20 protein-coding genes are annotated in these 19,140 nt (G+C 70.5%); 9 read left to right on the top strand and 11 right to left on the bottom strand.

Going from position 1 to position 19,140, the window contains the following annotated elements; translation table 11 throughout:
• Positions 1–144: 144 nt before the first annotated feature.
• The 5 genes from G5C66_RS16405 (at position 145) to G5C66_RS16425 (ending at position 4,020) form a co-directional block, all read left to right on the top strand.
• On the top strand, positions 145–1,467 hold the full coding sequence (locus G5C66_RS16405; RefSeq protein ID WP_165112027.1) for a 3-oxoacyl-ACP reductase: 1,323 nt from the start codon (positions 145–147) through the stop codon (positions 1,465–1,467).
• The gene (locus G5C66_RS16410) at positions 1,467–2,348 is read left to right on the top strand and encodes a MaoC/PaaZ C-terminal domain-containing protein (RefSeq protein ID WP_206444189.1); all 882 of its coding nucleotides are present in this window, start codon (positions 1,467–1,469) and stop codon (positions 2,346–2,348) included. The genes G5C66_RS16405 and G5C66_RS16410 overlap by 1 nt, the downstream gene beginning before the upstream one ends.
• A 66-nt stretch (positions 2,349–2,414) precedes the next feature.
• Positions 2,415–3,341 carry a GNAT family N-acetyltransferase gene (locus G5C66_RS16415; RefSeq protein ID WP_165112028.1) on the top strand — a complete coding sequence of 309 codons (927 nt, stop codon included), beginning with the start codon at positions 2,415–2,417 and terminating at the stop codon, positions 3,339–3,341.
• Positions 3,342–3,397: 56 nt separating this feature from the next.
• Complete coding sequence (vapB, locus tag G5C66_RS26530) at positions 3,398–3,616, top strand: type II toxin-antitoxin system VapB family antitoxin (protein WP_165112029.1); 219 nt, start codon at positions 3,398–3,400, stop codon at positions 3,614–3,616.
• Entirely contained in the window at positions 3,607–4,020 is a 414-nt protein-coding gene (locus G5C66_RS16425; RefSeq protein WP_165112030.1) for a PIN domain-containing protein, read from the top strand. The genes vapB and G5C66_RS16425 overlap by 10 nt, the downstream gene beginning before the upstream one ends.
• 9 nt (positions 4,021–4,029) lie before the next feature.
• On the opposite strand, the gene G5C66_RS16430 is transcribed toward G5C66_RS16425, so the two are convergent.
• The 3 genes from G5C66_RS16430 to G5C66_RS16440 form a co-directional block, all read right to left on the bottom strand.
• Positions 4,030–4,380 (bottom strand): ArsC/Spx/MgsR family protein, encoded by a 351-nt coding sequence (locus G5C66_RS16430; RefSeq protein WP_165112031.1) that lies wholly within the window; start codon positions 4,378–4,380, stop codon positions 4,030–4,032.
• Positions 4,381–4,521: 141 nt separating this feature from the next.
• Positions 4,522–5,400, bottom strand: coding sequence for an acyl-CoA thioesterase (locus G5C66_RS16435; protein ID WP_165112032.1), 879 nt, complete (start codon positions 5,398–5,400; stop codon positions 4,522–4,524).
• A gap of 15 nt (positions 5,401–5,415) precedes the next feature.
• Entirely contained in the window at positions 5,416–6,375 is a 960-nt protein-coding gene (locus tag G5C66_RS16440; protein ID WP_165112033.1) for a PAC2 family protein, read from the bottom strand.
• 310 nt (positions 6,376–6,685) lie between these two features.
• Between G5C66_RS16440 and G5C66_RS16445 the strand changes: the two genes are divergently transcribed.
• Positions 6,686–7,885, top strand: coding sequence for a thiolase family protein (locus G5C66_RS16445; RefSeq protein ID WP_165112034.1), 1,200 nt, complete (start codon positions 6,686–6,688; stop codon positions 7,883–7,885).
• A gap of 1 nt (position 7,886) precedes the next feature.
• Entirely contained in the window at positions 7,887–9,980 is a 2,094-nt protein-coding gene (locus G5C66_RS16450; RefSeq protein WP_165112035.1) for a 3-hydroxyacyl-CoA dehydrogenase NAD-binding domain-containing protein, read from the top strand.
• A gap of 68 nt (positions 9,981–10,048) precedes the next feature.
• Here the strand turns inward: G5C66_RS16450 and G5C66_RS16455 are convergent, their stop codons facing one another.
• From G5C66_RS16455 to G5C66_RS16490, 8 genes are all read right to left on the bottom strand, one after another.
• Complete coding sequence (locus tag G5C66_RS16455; protein WP_165112036.1) at positions 10,049–10,237, bottom strand: hypothetical protein; 189 nt, start codon at positions 10,235–10,237, stop codon at positions 10,049–10,051.
• A 147-nt stretch (positions 10,238–10,384) separates the two neighbouring features.
• Positions 10,385–12,283: a 1-deoxy-D-xylulose-5-phosphate synthase gene (gene dxs, locus G5C66_RS16460; RefSeq protein WP_165112037.1), complete on the bottom strand. Its 1,899-nt coding sequence runs from the start codon at positions 12,281–12,283 to the stop codon at positions 10,385–10,387.
• A gap of 11 nt (positions 12,284–12,294) precedes the next feature.
• Positions 12,295–12,747: an NUDIX hydrolase gene (locus G5C66_RS16465; protein WP_165112038.1), complete on the bottom strand. Its 453-nt coding sequence runs from the start codon at positions 12,745–12,747 to the stop codon at positions 12,295–12,297.
• Positions 12,748–12,758: 11 nt separating this feature from the next.
• Complete coding sequence (locus tag G5C66_RS16470; protein WP_165112039.1) at positions 12,759–13,748, bottom strand: zinc-binding dehydrogenase; 990 nt, start codon at positions 13,746–13,748, stop codon at positions 12,759–12,761.
• A complete protein-coding gene (gene phnE / locus G5C66_RS16475) occupies positions 13,748–14,623 on the bottom strand; it encodes a phosphonate ABC transporter, permease protein PhnE (protein ID WP_165112040.1) in 876 nt (291 codons plus the stop codon). Before phnE ends, G5C66_RS16470 begins: the two co-directional genes overlap by 1 nt.
• Positions 14,620–15,435, bottom strand: coding sequence for a phosphonate ABC transporter ATP-binding protein (locus tag G5C66_RS16480; protein ID WP_165112041.1), 816 nt, complete (start codon positions 15,433–15,435; stop codon positions 14,620–14,622). Before G5C66_RS16480 ends, phnE begins: the two co-directional genes overlap by 4 nt.
• The gene (locus tag G5C66_RS16485) at positions 15,435–16,385 is read right to left on the bottom strand and encodes a phosphate/phosphite/phosphonate ABC transporter substrate-binding protein (RefSeq protein ID WP_165112042.1); all 951 of its coding nucleotides are present in this window, start codon (positions 16,383–16,385) and stop codon (positions 15,435–15,437) included. The genes G5C66_RS16480 and G5C66_RS16485 overlap by 1 nt, the downstream gene beginning before the upstream one ends.
• A 19-nt stretch (positions 16,386–16,404) precedes the next feature.
• Entirely contained in the window at positions 16,405–17,562 is a 1,158-nt protein-coding gene (locus G5C66_RS16490; protein WP_165112043.1) for a TIGR03364 family FAD-dependent oxidoreductase, read from the bottom strand.
• Between the two features lie 167 nt (positions 17,563–17,729).
• On the opposite strand from G5C66_RS16490, the gene G5C66_RS16495 reads away from it, so the two are divergent.
• Positions 17,730–18,488: a GntR family transcriptional regulator gene (locus G5C66_RS16495; RefSeq protein ID WP_165112044.1), complete on the top strand. Its 759-nt coding sequence runs from the start codon at positions 17,730–17,732 to the stop codon at positions 18,486–18,488.
• On the top strand, positions 18,485–19,140 hold a 656-nt coding region (locus G5C66_RS16500), incomplete at its 3' end, for a phosphonatase-like hydrolase (protein WP_338144203.1). The genes G5C66_RS16495 and G5C66_RS16500, both read left to right, overlap by 4 nt.

The following is a 19,140-nucleotide window of genomic DNA, read 5'->3' on the forward strand; positions in this document are numbered from 1 at the left end:
TCCTTGTCTGATGAAGCGCTTTGGAGAAGGGTATGTCAGGGAGATCACGAAAAGTGGACACCGAGTTACACGCCTAGTTACAACTGGCCAGTAACATACCAACGTACGCCTCAGAGACCACGTCCAGAAGGATCAGAGCAGACCATGAGCGACAAGTACCAGAGCTTCACCCAGTCGGCGATCGGCAAGGTCCTCGTCAAGAACCTCGGGCTGCCGAGCCCCGCCAAGCTCGAGCGGTACGCAGCCGGCGCCCCGCTCGTGAAGGGCACCGTCCTCACCGGCGGCCGTGGTCGTCTGGCCGAGTCGCTGAGCGGCCTGCTCGGCGAGCTGGACATCGCCTCGACCGACACCGCGGCAGCAGGTGCCCGGTTCAAGGGCCTCGTCTTCGACGCCACCGGTCTCACCTCGACGACCGACCTGGTCGCCCTGCAGGAGTTCTTCACCCCGGTGCTGCGCAGCCTGGAGAGCAACCCGCGCGTCATCGTCATCGGCACCCCACCCGAGCAGCTCAAGGGCGGCGAGCGCGTCGCCCAGCGCGCCCTGGAGGGCTTCACCCGCAGCCTCGGCAAGGAGATCGGCAAGGGCGGCACCGTCCAGCTCGTCTACGTCGCCGAGGGCTTCGAGGGTTCGCTGCTCTCCACCTTGGGCTTCCTGCTCTCCCCGAAGAGCGCCTACGTCTCCGGCCAGGTCGTCCGCATCGGCACCAAGAACGCCTCCCCCGCCGCCGAGCAGGTCGACGTGAAGAAGCCGCTCACCGGCAAGGTCGCCCTCGTCACCGGCGCCGCCCGCGGCATCGGCGAGGAGATCGCCAAGGTCCTGCAGCGCGACGGAGCGACCGTCGTCGGCCTCGACATCCCGCCGTCCGAGGACGACCTGAAGAAGGTCACCCCCGACTACATCACCGCCGACATCACCACCGAGGACGCGCCCGCCACGATCGCCTCCTACCTGCGGGAGAAGTTCGGCGGGGTCGACATCGTCGTCCACAACGCCGGTGTCACCCTCGACAAGAAGCTCGCCAACCAGAAGGCCGACCGCTTCGGCACCGTGCTGGAGATCAACATCAGCGCCCCGGAGCGGATCACCGCCGAGCTGCTCGAGCAGAAGCTCATCCGCCCCAACGGCCGCATCATCGGCGTCTCCTCGATCGCCGGCATCGCCGGCAACGTGGGCCAGACCTCCTACGGCGCCTCCAAGGCCGCGGTCATCGGCTTCGTCGACTCGCTCGCCGAGGAGCTTCCCGACGGCATCACGATCAACGCCGTCGCCCCGGGCTTCATCATCACCCAGATGACCGCCGCGGTCCCGTTCGCGACCCGCGAGGTCGGCCAGCGCCTCAACGCGATGGCCCAGGGCGGTCTGCCGGTCGACGTCGCCGAGACGATCGCCTGGTACGCCTCGCCGGCCTCCACCGCCGTCAACGGCAACGTCGTGCGCGTGTGCGGCCAGATGATGCTGGGTGCCTGATGAGTGCCCCCAGGATCGAGCCCAGCTTCACCGGCAAGTCCGGTCCCGGCCTGCTCCTCCGGGCAGCGCTGCCCGCCATCCCGGGCGTCAACGCGCTGCCCGGCATCAAGAAGACCGGGGTGACCTACGAGGAGCTGAGCCTCGCCCGTGAGCCGGTCGAGCTCGACCGCGCCTCGGTCGACGCCTACGCCGAGCTGTGCGGGTTCCCGATCAAGGACACCGTGCCGCTCCCCTACCCGCACATGCTGGCCTTCCCGCTGCACATGGCGCTGATGTCCTCGCCCGACTTCCCCTCACCCGCGATGGGCATGGTCCACATCGAGAACTCGATCAGCGGCTACCGCCCGATCTCGGTCGGCGAGGCCGTCGCGGTCACCGCGACGGTGGGACAGCCCGAGCCGCACCCGGTCGGCAAGGCGTACCGGTTCCTGACGGTCGCCACCGTCGACGGTGAGGTCGTGTGGGAGTCCACGTCGACCTACCTCGTGCGCGGCAAGCGCAACCCGGACGTCTCCTGGAAGTCGGACCTGATCGAGGTCGACCCGTCCGGGCCGGTCTTCCCGCTGAAGGCCGACCTGGGGCGGCGCTACGCGAAGGTCGCCGGCGACTACAACCCGATCCACCTCTACCCGCTGACAGCGAAGGCGCTCGGGTTCAAGCGGCAGATCGCGCACGGGATGTGGACCAAGGCGCGCTGCATCGCCGCGCTCGAGAACCGGCTCCCCGGCGCGGTCCGCGTGGACGTGGCGTTCAAGAAGCCGGTCTTCCTGCCCTCCTCCGTCGCCTTCGGGTCGCTGAAGCACCTGGACGGCTACGACTTCTCCCTCCACAAGCGCGGCTCGGACACGCTCCACCTGGTGGGGCGCACCACCGCGCTGTGAGGCACCGGGCGGCCGCCACGATTTAACCCGTGGCGGCCGCCCTCCCGCAGGTGAGACCGTGCTCGCATGCCTGCCCCACTCCAGCTCCCTTCGGGTTGTTCCGAGCGCCCCCTGACCCTCGCCGACGCCGACGCCGTGACCCGTGTGATGGCGGCGAACGAGCTGGCCACCACCGGCGAGGTCCACATCGAGGAGGCCGACATCGTCGCGGAGTGGCAGCGGCCCTCCTTCGACGTCGGTCCGGCCACGGTCGGCGTGTTCGCTCCCACCGGTGAGCTGGTCGGCTACGCCGAGTGCTCCGGTGGCGCCCGCTCCGACGCGGCCGTCCACCCCGACCACTGGGATCGCGGGATCGGCACCGCGCTCGCCGGCTGGATCGGCGCCCGCGCGGCCGAGCTCGGCGAGCCGGTCATCGGGATGCCGGTCCCCCAGGGCTCCCCGGGCGACCGGCTGCTGGAGTCGCTGGGCTGGTTCACCCGCTGGGAGTCCTGGGTCCTGGCACTGCCGGAGGACTCGGTGATCCCGGTGAGGGAGCTGCCCGAGGCGTACGCCGTCAGGGCTGCCACCCCGCAGGACCACGAGCAGGTGTGGAACGTGATCGAGGACGCCTTCCTCGAGTGGTCCGAGCGCGAGCGGGAGCCCTACACCGACTGGCTCGCCACCGTCATCGAGCGGCCCGGCGCCGAGCCGTGGAACATCCGCGTCGTCACCGGTCCCGAGGGCGACGTCGTCGCCGCGGCCGTACTGGTGATGACCGAGGACGGCCGGGAGGGCTTCGTCAGCAAGCTGGCCACCCGCAAGGACCAGCGCAACCGCGGTCTGGCCCAAGCACTCCTGGCCGACGCGTTCGGAGCGGCCCGTGCCCACGGCGCCACCCGCGCGACCCTGTCGACCGACTCCCGCACCGGCGCTCTGGACCTCTACCTCCGTGTCGGGATGCAGGTCGAGTCCACCTGGGTCCACCGCGCGACCCGGCCCCGATCCCGGCCCTGATCCCGGCCCGACGACCTCTCGTCCGCTAGCATCTTGCGACCAGGAGGTGGACAGACATGTCCGACGTACTGATCCGAGGTCTCTCGGATGACGAGCTCGCGCGCATCGAGAGCGAGGCGACACGGCTCGGTCTCACCCGCGACGAGTATCTCCGTCGTTGGTTCACACCCGATGCGCTCCGCCCGCTGCCACCCGCGCGCCCCGTGGCCGGCGCGGACTTCGCGAAGTTCGCCCCGCTCGCCGACCGGGGTCTGATGCGTGACGCATGGTCGTAGTTCGACCCTGGCTGGTGCACCGGTCGGCGCTCGCCCGGATGTCCACCAGCCCCGACGCTGAGAAGTGGTCCCGCCTGATCGAGCTGGGACAAGTACGCATCACCACCACGACACTGCTGGAGATCGGCCACCTGGCGCGCACCGAACGCGAGTGGTCCGAGCTCGTCGAGGACGTGCCGGTCATCCACATGCCGCTCGCGACCCTCACGCCGCGTACGGAGGCGCGGGCGCTGGAGATCCAGCGGATCGTGCTGCGCGGCGGCCGTCACCGGCCGCCCTCGGTGCCCGACCTGCTCGTCGCGGCGGTCGCCGAGGAGGCCGACCTCACCGTGCTCCACGCCGACAACGACGTCGACCTCATCACCCGCACCACCGGTCAGCCGGTCGAGCGGCTCCGCGCCTGACGCGACCTCTCAGAACAGCTCGCGTACCTTCTCGATCGGCCGGGCCAGCACGCCGCGATCGCCCTTGAGCACGACCGGACGCTCCATCAGCTGGGGGTGCTCCACCATCAGGTCGACCAGCTCGTCCTCGGAGAGGTCGCGGTTGCCGAGGTCGAGCTCCTTGTAGACCGGCTCGCGCTTACGCAGCACCTCGCGAGCGCTCAGACCGGTCTTCGCGAGGATGTCCCGCACCTCCTCGGCCCGCAGGCCGAGCACGTGGTAGTCGACCTTCTCGAAGTCGATGCCCTCCTCCTTGAGGAGCGCGAACAGGTTCCGACATGTCGTGCAGGTCGGCTTCTCGTACACGGTGATCTGGTCCACGGCGCCACCTTAGCCCGCGGGTTGGGTGCGCTATCGCGGCAGGCACCCAGGCTGTGCGATAGTGCGCCGACCTATTCCCGGCGTGCCGATGAGACAGACGCGCCGAGTCGGCCCGTCAAGACGGGCCGACTCGGCGGAGGATCAGGCGCGGGGCGGGCGGATGAGGCCCTCTTGGGCCACCGTGGCAGCCAGGGTGCCGTCCGCGGTGAAGACGCGACCGATGGACAGGCCGCGGCCGCCGTAGGCCGAGGGGCTCTCCTGGTCGTAGAGCCACCACTCGTCGGCGCGGAAGGGGCGGTGGAACCAGATGGTGTGGTCGAGCGAGGCCATCTGGATGCCCTTGTGGTCCAGCGAGTGGGCGGCCAGGGAAGCGCCCAGGAGCGAGATGTCGGAGGCCCAGGTGAAGGCGCCGCGCTGGATGTCGGGGTCGTCGGGGAGCGAGGCGCCCAGCCGGATCCACAGGCGCTGCTGCGCGGGGCGGGCTGGGTCGGGCTCGATGCCGAGCAGGGAGTTGCCGACGGCGCGCACCTCGACCGCCTCCCACTCGCGGGCCAGCGACACGGCCTCGGGCGACCCCGAGTCGGCCATCATCTTCAGGAAGTCGATGCACTTCTCGGGCGGTGGGACGGACGGCATCGCGTCCTGGTGCTCGAAGCCGGTCTCCTCACGCTGGAAGTTGGCGGTGAGGTAGTAGATGTCGCGGCCCTTCTGCCGCGCCCGGACCCGCCTGGTCTCGAAGGAACGCCCGTCGCGGATCCGCTCCACGTCGTAGACGATCGGGTAGGACGGGTCGCCGGGCAGCAGGAAGTAGGAGTGCATCGAGTGCACCGTGAAGGCCGGGTCGGCCGAGCGGATGGCAGCCATCAGCGCCTGGGCGGCCACCTGGCCACCGTAGGCGCGTCCACGCGAGTTGCGGGTCGTGGTCGCACCGTGGAAGAGGTCCTTGTCGATCTCGACCAGGTCGAGCACGCCTACCAGCTCGGCCACTGCCTGATCCGCCGGTACGGCGTCGGTCGTCATGGGAGTGAGTGTCTCTCAATCCTTCTCAGGGTTGTCATCCGGGTCCGGGCCGTTCAGCCCGGCGAGGAACTGCTCGAACTGCGCGCCGAGCTCGTCACCGGTCGGCAGCGGCTCGTCGGGCGCGAGCAGGGAGCGCCCGGACTCCTCGCCGCGCCGGAAGGTGTCGTACTGCTGCTCGAGAGCGGCGACGACCTCCCGCACCTCGGCATTGTCCTCGATGTAGGAGGCGATCTCCTCCTCGCGGCGCTGCGCCTCGGCCTCCAGGTCGGAGACGGGGATCGTCAGCCGGGCGGCACGCTCGAGCTCCTCGACGAGCACGACCGCCGCGGCCGGGAAGTCGCTCTGGGCCAGGTAGTGCGGCATGTGCACCACGAAGCCGCCCGCCGGCAGACCCCACTCCCCCAGCCGGATCTCCAGCATGGCCTGGGCGGACGCCGGGATCCGGATCTCGCCGTTCCAGGGGCTCTCCCAGACCTGGCCGGCGAGCTCCTGCGCGGGGGCGTTGGCGTGCCTGGTCGTGGTCAGCGGCCGGGTGTGCGGCACCGCCATCGGCACCGAGGTGAGCGAGATCACCTCGGTCACGCCGAGGCGCTCGATGACCTCGCGTACGGCGCCGGCGAAGGCCTCCCATCGGTTGTCCGGCTCCGGTCCGTGCAGCAGCAGGTAGGGCGTGTCGCCGGCGTCCTTGAGCAGCCGGACGACCAGCCGCGGGGCGTCGAAGGACTCGTAGTGGTCGCTGACGAACGAGATCGCGGGGCGCCGGGCCCGGTAGTCGTGGAACTCGTCGACCTCGAAGGTCGCGACCGCCGGCGCGCGCCGGGAGGTCTGGACCAGGTGGGCGGCGGCTCGTTCGGAGGCCTTCCCGGCGTCGAGGAATCCGTCCAGGACCACCACCATCGGCAGCCGGTCGCCGCCGGCGAGGAGGATCTCCTCGGGCAGGTCGTCCACGATGTGCACCAGACGTGATCCGGCCATCGGTGCCTCCTCCCGTCGCGTACGGCCCTCACGGGCCGCGCCGTCGCTTGCCTCGCCCGGGATCTCGACCCTCGGGCTCAACCTTCTGAATACACGCTTCCACATGACGACAGGGCAGCATTCTGGACGCCCACGATATTCCCAAGTCGACGCGCGGAGACCGGCGATCTCCCCCGGACGGCCGGTGTGACCTCCCCCTCGATGCAGTCGTTGTTACTAGCGGGTAATGTAAGCGCCGGGGCACCACCGGTGCCCGCATCAACAGCGCCGCCCGGCGGCAACCGACCGGCAATTCACATGGAGTGACACGGTGACCCGACAGCTGCGAGAAGTCGTCTTCGTCGACGGCGTACGCACACCTTTCGGCAAGGCCAAGGGCCAGTACGCCGAGACCCGCGCAGACGACCTGGTCGTCAAGCTCATCCGTGAGCTCACGCGCCGCAACCCCGATCTTCCCCCGGAGCGGATCGACGAGGTCGCCATCGCCGCGACCACGCAGATCGGCGACCAGGGCCTCACCATCGGCCGCACCGCCGGCCTGCTCGCCGGTCTCCCGCAGTCCGTCCCGGGCTACGCGATCGACCGGATGTGCGCGGGCGCGATGACCGCGGTCACCACGACCGCCGGCGGCATCGCCTTCGGCGCCTACGACGTCGCCATCGCCGGTGGCGTCGAGCACATGGGCCGCCACCCGATGGGCGAGGGCGTCGACCCGAACCCTCGGATCATCTCCGAGAAGCTGGTCGACCCGAGCGCGCTCGTCATGGGCAACACCGCCGAGAACGTCCACGACCGCTACCCGGCGATCACCAAGGAGCGCACCGACGCGTTCGCGGTCCGCTCCCAGGAGCTGGCCGCCAAGGCGTACGCCGACGGCAAGATCCAGCCCGACCTGGTCCCCGTCGCCACGCGGAGCGCGGAGAACGGCTGGGGCCTGGCCACCACCGACGAGCCGATGCGTCCCGGCACCACCACCGAGGACCTCGCCAAGCTGAAGACCCCGTTCCGCCCCCACGGCCGGGTGACCGCGGGCAACGCGGCGGGCATCAACGACGGCGCGACCGCCTCGCTGCTGGCCTCCGAGGAGGTCGCCAAGGAGCTCGGCCTGCCGATCAAGATGCGGCTGGTGTCGTACGCCTTCGCCGGCGTCGCCCCCGAGGTCATGGCCGTCGGCCCGATCCCGTCGACCGAGAAGGCGCTGGCCAAGGCCGGGCTCACGATCGACGACATCGAGGCCTTCGAGATCAACGAGGCCTTCGCGATCCAGGTGCTCGCGTTCCTGGACCACTTCGGCATCGACCAGAACGACGACCGCGTGAACCCCTACGGTGGCGCGATCGCGTTCGGTCACCCGCTGGCCTCCTCCGGCGTGCGGCTGATGATCCAGCTCGCCCGCCAGTTCGAGGAGCGCCCCGAGGTCCGCTACGGCCTCACCACCATGTGCATCGGCCTGGGAATGGGCGGCACGGTCATCTGGGAGAACCCTCACTGGAACGGCGCGGAGGCCTGACATGACGGACATCAACACGCTGCTCGCCGACGTGGAGAAGCTCTTCTCCGACGACGAGGTCGTCACCAAGGCGCTGCTGCAGAAGGTGACCCTGCCCTCCGGCAAGGTCCTCGGCCTGGTCACCCTCGACAACGGCCACGACCACACCCGCCCGAACACGTTCGGGCCGAAGTCGTTGGTCGAGCTCAACACCGCGTACGACGCGGCCCTGGCCGACCCCGAGATCGACGCGATCGCGGTGACCGGCAAGCCGTTCATCCTCGCGGCCGGTGCCGACCTGACCTCGCTGCAGGCGGGCGGCCCCGAGGGGATCCGTACGATCGCCGAGCTCGGCCACGCGGTCTTCCGCAAGCTGGGCGACGGTCACGACGGGACCAAGAAGCCGTCGTTCGGCTTCATCAACGGGCTCGCGCTGGGTGGCGGCCTCGAGGTCGCGCTGCACGCCGACTACCGCACCATCCAGGACTCGGTGCCGGCCGTGGGCCTGCCCGAGGTCATGCTCGGCCTCATCCCCGGCTGGGGCGGCGGCTACCTGCTGCCGAACCTGATCGGTCCGGCCAAGGCCGCCAAGGTCTTCATCGAGAACCCGCTCAACAACGGCAAGGTGCTCAAGGGCACCGAGGCGTACGACCTCGGCATCGCGGACGCGATGTTCGGTGGCGCCGACTACCTCGAGCAGTCGCTGCTGTGGGCCGACGGTGTCCTGTCCGGGAAGGTGTCGGTCGAGCGCGAGGAGATCGACCGTGGTGAGTCCTGGGACGAGGCCGCCAAGAACGCCGGCTTCTTCGCCTGGGCGAAGACCGGCGACGCCTCCCCGGCCGCCAAGAAGGCCGTCGAGCTGCTGACGCTGGCCAAGACCGCGACCCGCGACGAGGGCTTCACGGCCGAGGACGACGCGCTCGTGGCGATGTCCGAGACCCCGCAGCTGCTCGCCTCGCTCTACTCCTTCGACCTGGTGCAGAAGCGCGCCAAGCGTCCCGCCGGTGCGCCCGACAAGGCGCTCGCGCAGAAGGTCACCAAGGTCGGCATCATCGGTGCCGGTCTGATGGCCTCGCAGTTCGCGCTGCTCTTCGTCCAGCGTCTCAAGGTGCCGGTCGTCATGGTCGACCTCGACCAGGAGCGCGCCGACAAGGGTGTGGCGTACGTCCACGCCGAGCTCGACAAGAAGCTAGCCAAGGGTCGCGCGTCCCAGGACGCGACCAACCGCCTCAAGGCGCTGGTCACCTCCTCGGTCGACTACGCGGAGGCCTTCTCCGACGCCGACTTCATCATCGAGGCAGTCTTCGAGGAGATGGGCGTCAAGAAGACCGTCTTCGCCAACGCGGAGGCCGTCGCGCCGGAGACCGCGGTCTTCGCCACGAACACCTCGTCCCTCTCCATCACGGAGATGGCGGCCGACCTGAAGAACCCCGAGCGGGTCGTGGGCTTCCACTTCTTCAACCCGGTCGCGGTCATGCCGCTGCTGGAGATCATCAAGGGCGAGAAGACCTCCGACGCAGCGCTGGCGACGGCGTTCGCGACCTCCAAGGCGCTGAAGAAGACCTCGATCCTGGTCAAGGACAGCCCCTCCTTCATCGTGAACCGGCTCCTGGGCCGCTTCATGGGCGAGATCGCGAAGATCGCCGACGAGGGCACCCCGATCGACGTCGTCGAGTCCGCCTTCGCGGGCGTCACCCCGATGTCGCCCTACCAGCTCATCGGGCTGGTCGGGCCGGCGATCGCATACCACAACAACGAGACCCTGGCGAAGGCCTTCCCCGAGCGGTTCTACCTCTCGGAGAACCTCCACAAGGTCGTCGAGGCCAAGAAGGCCTCGTTCTTCGGTGCCGACGGCCGCACCCTCGACCCGGAGGTCGAGGCGCTCCTCACCGTCGGCGACGTGGTCAAGACCGCCGAGGAGGTGCGTCAGCAGACCCTCGAGGCCATCGCCGACGAGATCCGCCGGATGCTCGACGAGGGCGTCGCCCAGGCCGCCGAGGACATCGACCTGGGGATGATCACCGGTGCCGGCTTCCAGTTCTGGAACGGCGGCATCACCCAGCTCCTCGACCGCGAGGGCATCTCCGAGAAGGTCACCGGCAAGAAGTTCCACTGACGCCTGGATGCGCCCGGCCCCCGATCGCCAAGCGGTCGGGGGCCGATCCTTTGTCCAGGAGCGTCAGCTCATGCCTTCTCCGGCGCGCCGGCGCTCTGCCGCTCTCGCGGGGCCTGCTGGCGCACCGCAGACTGCGGTGAGCGACGCCGGCTCTCGATCCGCTTGCGGATCTGCTCATCGGCCGCTTTGAGGTCGAACGGCGCCGACATCTGCTCAGGTGACCAGGCGAACTCGGCCACGAGGTCGTCATAGAGCATGGATTCCCCCGAGTGCTGTGTGGTGACGAAATCGAGGGCCCTCGTCGCCCCCGACGGACCCCACTCTAAACGCAGAGGAGCCGAACTTCGCCAGTGGCTCGACCGGAGAGACCGAGTCCGGATGGTCAAAATTCGGCGCCGCGGGCGTCAGAGGCTGACGTCTCGGGGCAGCGGAGCGGGGGTGAGAGCACCCAGACGCTCGATGGTGTCGAGGGCGATCGACTGGGGCGTCAGACCGATCGCCTCGAGAATCTTCGGGCGCTTGGCGTGGTCGAGGAACTCCTGCGGGATCCCGTGGATCCGCACCGGGGTGCGTACGTCCGCGGCGGTCAGCGCCTGCAGGAAGGAGGCCCCCACGCCGCCGGTGACGCCGTTGTCCTCGATGGTGACCACCAGGCCGTGGTCGGCCGCTGCCTCGACGAGGGCCGGGTCGATCGGCTTGACCCAGCGCGGGTCGACGACAGTGACGCCGATGCCCTGGGCGGTGAGCCGCTCCGCGACGCCCACGGCGACCTCGGCCATGGAGCCCACGCCGAGGACCAGGACGTCCTTGGTGCCGTTGCGGACGAGCACGTCGGCGCCGCCGAGCTTGCCGACGGTGGGGATGTCCTCGGGCGGCGGGCCCTTCGGGAAGCGGACGACGGTGGGCGCGTCGTCGACCTCGACGGCCTCGTCGAGCAGCTCGTTGAGGCGGGCGATGTCGCGCGGGGCGGCCAGCCGCAGGCCCGGGACGACCTGGAGCAGGGACATGTCCCACATGCCGTTGTGGGAGGCGCCGTCGTCACCGGTCACACCGGAGCGGTCGAGCACGAACGTTACCCCGGCGCGGTGGAGCGCACAGTCCATCAGCACCTGGTCGAAGGCGCGGTTGAGGAACGTCGCGTAGACCGCGAAGACCGGGTGCAGGCCGCCCATCGCCAGCCCGGCGGCCGAGGTGGCGGCGTGCTGCTCGGCGATGCCGACGTCGAAGGTGCGCTCGGGGAACCGGGCCTGGAACGCGTCCAGACCGACCGGGTGCATCATCGCCGCAGTGATCGCGACGATGTCCTGGCGGCTCTCCCCCAGCCGCACCATGGCGTCGGAGAAGTGGTCGGTCCAGATCCTGCCCTTGGGCTTCTCGGCGCCCGTCTGGACGTCGAACGGGCCGGGCGAGTGGAACTGGTCGGCCTCGTGGCGCTCGGCCGGGTCGTAGCCGTAGCCCTTGCGGGTGATCGCGTGCACGATCACCGGGCCACCGAACTTCTTGGCGGAGGTCAGCGCCTGCTCGACGGCGTGCCGGTCGTGGCCGTCGACGGGGCCGACGTACTTCAGGCCGAGGTCCTCGAAGAGGCCCTGGGGCGCGACCGCGTCCTTGAGGCCCTTCTTCACCGCGTGCAGCGCGTCGTAGGCCATCGCGCCGATCCCGGGCACCGCGTTGAGGCGGCGCTTGACCATGTCGAGGAGCAGCTCGTAGCGAGGGTTCGTACGCAGCGACGTCAGCGCGGTGGCCAGACCGCCGATGGTCGGGGTGTAGGAGCGGCCGTTGTCGTTGACCACGATGACCAGCTTGGAGTCGTGCTGGATCGCGATGTTGTTGAGCGCCTCCCAGGCCATCCCGCCGGTCAGCGCGCCGTCGCCGATCACCGCGACCACGTGGCGGTCCTCGCCACGGATCGTGAAGGCCTTGGCCAGACCGTCGGCGTAGGAGAGCGCCGTGGAGGCGTGGGAGTTCTCGACCAGGTCGTGGTCGGACTCCGACTGGCTCGGGTAGCCGCTCATCCCGCCCTCGCGGCGCAGGGTGCCGAAGTCGCCGGCGCGGCCGGTGACGAGCTTGTGGACGTAGGACTGGTGGCCCGTGTCGAAGACGATCTTGTCGCTGGGGCTGTCGAAGACGCGGTGCATGGCGAGCGTCAGCTCGACCACGCCGAGGTTGGGACCGAGGTGGCCGGTGTTGGTGGCCACGGTCCGGATCATCAGGTCCCGGATCTCGCTCGCGAGGAGCTCGAGCTGGTCGTCGGAGAGATCACGAAGATCCTGCGGCGCGGCGATGCGTTCGAGGAGACCCATAGGAGGGGATTCTACGTCTCCACCCTGACGGGCTCCGACCCGGATAGCGCCGCGTGCTGGGGCGATCCGAGGAAGCGAGCCAGCCCGATCCGGGCCGAGTCGCTGAGGTCCAGGTCAGGCGCCGTCGCGGGGTCGACGAAGACGATCTGGCGGCCCTCGTGGCAGACGATGTCGGCGTCGGTGAGGTCGACGCCGGCGGCGTAGAGGTGGATCTTGTCGTCGGTGCCGGTCTCGGGGTGCCGGAGCTCCTGGACCCCGACCAGCTCGAGCGTCTCCGGGGCGAGGCGCACCTCGGTCTCCTCCTCGAGCTCACGAGCCGCGCCGCTCAGCGGGTCCTCCCCCGGCTCCAGGTGTCCGCCGCAGAAGGACCACTTCTCCGGCGCGATCGTCGGATGCTCGTCGCGCTCCTGGAGCAGCACCCAGCCACGACGGTCGACAAGGATCACGGCGGCGAACTCGGTCATGAGGGGCGAGCCTAGTCCTCCCGTGGGCGCACCGACGCGCGCGGTCTCCCCAGCTCCGTCGTCAGGACGTCGCCGAGCCGGTCGAGCCCGACGGGCTCCTCGACCAGCTCGGCCCAGGGGCGCTCCGACGCGGCGAGGAACGCGACCGCCTGCTCGAGGTGCCGCGGCTCGTAGTTGTGTACGCCGCTGACCGACCGCCACCCACGCACGACCGCCTCCGGGTCGACCGCGATCGCGCGTCCCGGGGAGACCGACCCCACGAGCACGAGCGAGCCACCGATGTCGAGCGCCCCGAGAGCCGCCTCGACCGCTGCCGCCGCACCGGAGAAGTCGAGCGCGACATCGACCGGCGGAAGTGCCTGGCCCGCGGTCACCGTCCACGTCGCACCGAAGGCCCGGGCGAGCTCCAGGCGGGCCGGGTCGACGTCGCTCACCACGATCTCGGCCGCACCGGCATCGGCCGCGGCGGCGACCGCGGTCAGCCCGAGCATCCCGGCGCCGACCACGAGCACCCGGCGCTCGCGCAGCGAGCCGGCCCGCTCCAGCGCCGCCATCACCGTGGCGGTCGCGCACCCGGCCGGCGCGGCGACCTCGTCGGCCAGCGCGTCCGGGACCGGCACGACGGCGGTGCCGGCGGGCAGGAGCACGTGGGTGGCGTAGGTGCCGGACAGCGGCCAGGCCGCCTCGTAGGCCTCGTGGCCGAGCTTGCGCACCGAGCGGCACTTCGCGGTGAGGCCACGCCGGCAGCGGTCGCAGGCACCGCAGGAGACCGTGACGCCCCAGACGACTCGCCGGCCGGTGCCGACGACCCGGCCGACACCCTCGTGGCCGAGCACGCTCGGGCAGGCGCCGGGCCGCCGGCCGGCGACGGTGTGGTGGTCGGAGCCGCACACCGTCGCGAGGTCGATCTCGACCAGGGTCTCGCCCGGCCCGGGCTCGGGCAGGGCGACGTTCTCCAGCGTGACCTCGGCGCCGCCGCGCCACACCGCCACCCGTGCCATCAGACCGTGCCGACCTTCCGGCGCAGCCAGGCGCTGAACAGGTCGATCACGATGATCAGGACGATCACCATGCAGACGTAGGTCATCATCGTGTCGAAGTGGAAGCTGTCCACCTCGGTCTTGATGAAGAACCCGATGCCACCGGCACCGACGGTGCCGAGGATCACCGAGCTGCGTACGTTGGTGTCGAACCGGTAGAGCAGCAGGCCGAGCAGCGACGGCATGACCGCGGGCAGCACCGCGTGGGCGGCGGACTGCGCGGGCGAGGCGCCGGCGACGCGGAGCGCCTCGACGGGCCCCTGGTCCACCTCGTCCATGGCCTCCGACCAGAGCTTGCCCATCACCGCGACGTTGTGGATGGCCAGCGCGATCACGCCGGGGAAGGCGCCGAAGCCGACCGCGGCGATGAACATCAGCGCGTACACCGTCTCCGGGATGGCGCGCAGCACCGACATCACCGCGCGACCCGTCAGCCACAGGGGCGCGAACCGGTTGGTGGTCCGCGACGAGATCACCGCGAAGAAGAGCGCCACCGGGATCGACAGGGTCGTGCCGAGCAGGCCGATCCAGATCGTCAGCAGGCAGTACTCCAGACCCGGCCGGATCGTCTCGGACCAGCGCAGGTCGAGCGGGAAGGCGCCGTCCTGGTGGATCGTCTTGCCGTTCGGGTAGGTGCGGTCGACCCCGAAGAGGAAGTTCCACAGCCCCCGCCAGCCCTCGAGGAGCTCCTTCGGCGAGGTGTTGGTCTGCACGGCGGCGTACCAGTGCACGACGACCAGGCCGATCGTGATGGCCACCGCGGTCGCGACGCCGCTCGGGCGGAAGCGCGGCGGGATGTCGAGGCGTGGTTCGGGAGCCTTGGTCAGGTCGGTCATGCGTACTCCCTCATCTCCGCGGACTCGGCAGACTCGGCGGACTCGGCCGCCTCCAGCGCCTCCAGGGCAGGTCGGTAGAGGCTCGCCACGGTCTCGTCTGTGACCTCGGCGCTGCGGCTGTCGAAGACCAGACGCCCGCCGGCGAGCCCGAGGATGCGGTCGGAGAAGCGGCGGGCAAGGTTGGGCTGGTGGAGCACCGCGGCCACGGCGAGGCCGTCGTCGTCGGCCAGCGAGCGGAGCAGGTTCATCACCTGCTCGGAGGCGGCCGGGTCGAGCGCCGAGACGGGTTCGTCGGCGAGCAGCACCGTGGCCCGCTGGCACAGCGCCCTGGCCACGGCGACCCGCTGCTGCTGACCGCCGGAGAGGCGACCCGCCTTCTCCCGGGCACGGTCGGCGAGACCGACCCGGTCCAGGCATGCCATCGCCTCGGCCTGGACCTCACGCGGGAAGGCCAGCACCGACCAGGAGCGGCTCAGACCCAGCCGCCCGAGCGCGCCCGCGCAGACGTTGTCGAGCACGCTGCGGCGGGGCACCAGGTGGATCTTCTGGAAGACCATCGCCACCGTCGGCATCGCCTCGCCGGGCTTGGCGGTGACGCCGTCGACGGTGATCGTGCCGCCGTCGGGACGCTCCAGACCGACCACGCAGCGCAGCGAGGTGGACTTGCCGGAACCGTTGGCCCCGAGGAGGCTGACCACCTCCCCGGAGGCGACCTCGAAGGCCAGACCGTCCAGGACCGTCTTCTCCCCGAACGCCTTCCTCAGGCCGTCGATGCGCAGCATGGCCGCGCCGGAGAGGTGGTCAGCGCCCATCAGAGGTCGTCCGTCGTCAGGTCGAGGGCGTCAGCCAGGTCCGACACGGGCTGGTAGTCCTCCTCGGTCACCGCGACCAGCGCCGGCTTGCCGGCCGGCGGGGTGAAGTCGAGGTACTCGCCGATCTTCTCGACCGACTCGGCCGGCAGGCTCAGCAGCGCCTCCTGGACGGCCTTCGACACCTCGGGCGTCATGTTCGGACCCGCGGCGATCGGGTCGTTCAGGATCGGCTCGGACTCCCAGACCTGCCGGAAGGCCGATTCGTCGAACTGGCCCTCGGCGGTCGCCGAGGCCAGGGTCTGGCTGTTGATCTCGGCCGCGTCGACCTTCCCGTTGACCAGGGCCAGCAGCGCCTCGGTGTGGCCCCCGGCGTACTCGGCCTTGACGTCCTTCTCGATCCCGGCGTCGATGAGCGCCTTGCGCGGCACGGCGTCACCGGAGGTGGAACCCGACTCCGAAAGCGCCAGGGTCTTGCCCTTCAGGTCCTCGACCGACGTGACCGGCGAGTCCTTGGGCACCCAGATGCCACCGGTGTAGGAGGACACCTTGCCGTCCTTCCCGGCGAAGGAGGCCAGCGGCGTGGCGCCGGCCTGCTTCTGGGCGAAGACATAGCCCAGCGGGCCGAACTGGCCGATGTCGAGCTTGCCGTTCTGCATGGCGAGGATCTCGGCGACGTACGTGTCGGAGATCTGCACGTCGACCTCGCAGCCGAGCTCCTCGCCGAGGGCCTTGCCGAGGGTCTCGTAGACGGGGATCAGGTTCTTGGGGTCCTCGAAGGGCTCGACGCCCATGGTCAGGGTGCCGTCGGGGCAGATCTGGTCGGGGCCGACCTTGCCGCCGGCGGCGGCTGCGTCGGCGGGCTCGGGAGTGGCCTCGCTGCCGCATGCGGCCAGGGCGAGGGTCAGGGTCGCAGCACCCGCGAGCGCGGTCAGGGAGCGCAGCTTGGACATGTCGGTTCTTCTCCTGTGATCAGAGCAGCTGGTCGAGAACGGTGGGCGCGAGGCCCAGTGCGGTGGTCATGCCGATGCCCGACGTCACGGAGACGACCCGGAGGCCCGGGAACGGCTCGTCGACGAGGAAGTCGGTGTGCGGGGAGTCCGCGTAGACCCCTCGCCAGCGACGCCGGACGGTGAGCGGGGCTCCGAGCAGCCGCGCCCCTTCCCGCAGCACCAGCTCGGCGACGTACTCGTCGTCGAAGGGCAGGTGCGTGCGGTCGTAGTGGTGGGTGTCGCCCAGGACGATCGAGCCGGGCCGGCCGTCGGTCGCCGGGCGTTGGGTGAGCATCAGGTTCATGACGACGTCGAGGAGCTCGGGGGCGGCGTCCTCGAACTGACGGCGTACGCCGGCCGCGGCCGTGGTCTCGGCGAACCCGCCGTAGCGGAGCATCGAGAGCCCGGTCAGCACCGCCGGCTCGATCCGGACGTCGCCCGGAGGCGCGACCTCGAGCATCTGCAGCCGGCAGCGGCGTACGCCTGCCTTCTCGGCCACCTCCGGAAAGAGCCGGTCGACGTCGTGGCCGGCGGCGTGGACGACCCACGCGGAACGGACGGTTCCGCGGCTGGTGCGGACGTCGATGCCGTCCGCGACCTGGTCGATGGCGCCGACGTGGGTCGCCCAGCTGAACCGGACCCCCTGGGCCTCGAGCCAGGCGGCGATCGCGGGCAGGGCCTCGCGCGGGTCGACCCGGAGGTCGAGCGGCAGGTGAGCGCCACCGACGACGTCGGCGGCGGCCGGCGGGAACAGCTCGCGGGTGGCGTCCGCGTCGAGCAGGCGGGCCTGCTCGACGCCGCGGGCGGCGGCGAACTCGTCGACCACGGCCATCTCGGCCTCGGTGCGTGCGACGACGACGGTGCCCGTCTCCTTCACCTCGAAGCCCGCCCGCGTGCCGAGGGCGACCCAGCGGTCCCGGGAGGCGAGGGCGTACGTCAGCGCCTGGCCCGACTGGGCCGTGGCGCAGATGTGTCCGAAGTTGCGCACCGAGGCGCCCACGGATCGCTCGTCGCGCTCGATGACGTGGACTCGCAGGCCGCGCGCCAGTGCTTCGGCGGCGTGCGCGAGACCGACGATCCCGGCGCCGATGACGACGAGGTCGGCAGCCGTGTCGGTGGTGGTCGTATGAGTTGGCACGGCCCGAACACTTCTGTCTCCCCAGCGGCCTGGTCAACAGGCTGGATGAACATGTACAGACAAGTTAACCGCCCGTTTTCCTGTGTCCTATCGCTGCTCATCAGCGTTCTCTCGCTGTTCACAATTCGACCGCCCCAACTTGTCTGATCAAGTTGTAACCTGCTCGCATGAGCCGTCCGTTGCACACCCAGGTCGCCGAGGCCATCCGAGCCCGGATCATCGGCGGCGAGCTCCCGACCGGCGCCCCGATCCCCTCGGAGGCGCAGCTGTGCGAGCAGTTCGGGGCCTCCCGCGGCACGATCCGTACGGCCCTGGCGACCCTCCGCCGCGAAGGGCTGCTCAGCGGCGGCCAGGGTCGCCCGCCAACGGTCCGCGACACCGCTCTCGGCCAGCCCTTCGAGCAACTGATCTCGTTCAGCGCCTGGGTCGAACAGATCGGCCACACCGCCGGCCAGCGCACGATCGAGGTCGCCCGGCGTGGCGCCACCGCCACTGCCGCCGAGGCGCTCGGCATCGCGGAGGGCGACCCAGTCGTCGACGTGCTCCGGCTCCGCCTCCTCGACGGCCATCCCGCGATGCTGGAGCGCAGCACCTTCGTCGAGAGCGTCGGGCGACTGCTCTTCGACTTCGACCCGGACACCGGTTCGCTCTACGCCTACCTGACCGCCGCCGGCGTCGACCTGCACGGCGCCCGGCACACCATGGACGCGGTCGCCGCCGACGAGACCGACGCCGACCTGCTCGACATCGCCGTCGGCAGCCCGCTGCTGCGCGAGCGGCGCCGGGCGACCTCTTCGGACGGCACGCCCCTGGAGTACGCCGACGACCGCTACCGGCCCGACCGGGTCACCTTCACCATCGACAACACCCGCCCGTCCACGGCGGGGATCCGCACCGACGTACGCATCCTCAAGGAGATCTCGTGACCGCCTTCCAGCTTGCCGCCCTCGACATGGCCGGCACCACCGTCGACGAGGGCGGGCTTGTCTACGACGTGCTCGAGTCGACCGTCGCCGACGCCGCCGGCGAGCCGGTGCCCCACGACCTGCTGCTGCAGTGGAAGGGCACCTCCAAGTGGGAGGCGATCCAGGGGCTGCTGCGCGGACTCGGCCAGGACCCCAGCACCGCCCAGGTCGACAAGATCTTCGACGGCTTCGGCGAGCGCCTCGTCACCGCCTACCGCGAGACCCCGCCCCAGCCGTTTCCCGGCGTTCCGGAGATGTTCGAGGCCCTGCGGTCGCGCGGCGTGAAGGTGGCACTGCAGACCGGCTACTCCGCCGAGATCGCCGCCGCCATCCTCGACGGCCTCGGCTGGACCGTCGGACCTGCTTCCGACGCCACCGTCGACGCCGTCGTCACCTCCGACCTCGTCGCCGCCAGCCGTCCCGCCCCCTACCTGGTCTTCCACTGCATGGAGGCCACCGGCGTCCAGGACGTACGCCGCGTGCTGGTCGCCGGCGACACCCCCAACGACCTCGGCGCCGGCACCAACGCCGGGGCCGGCTTCGTCGTCGGGGTCGCCACCGGCTCCTTCACCCACGACCAGCTCGCCGGCGAGCCCCACACCCACCTCCTCCC

The organism is Nocardioides turkmenicus, from assembly GCF_011045035.1.
GTDB lineage: Bacteria > Actinomycetota > Actinomycetes > Propionibacteriales > Nocardioidaceae > Nocardioides > Nocardioides turkmenicus.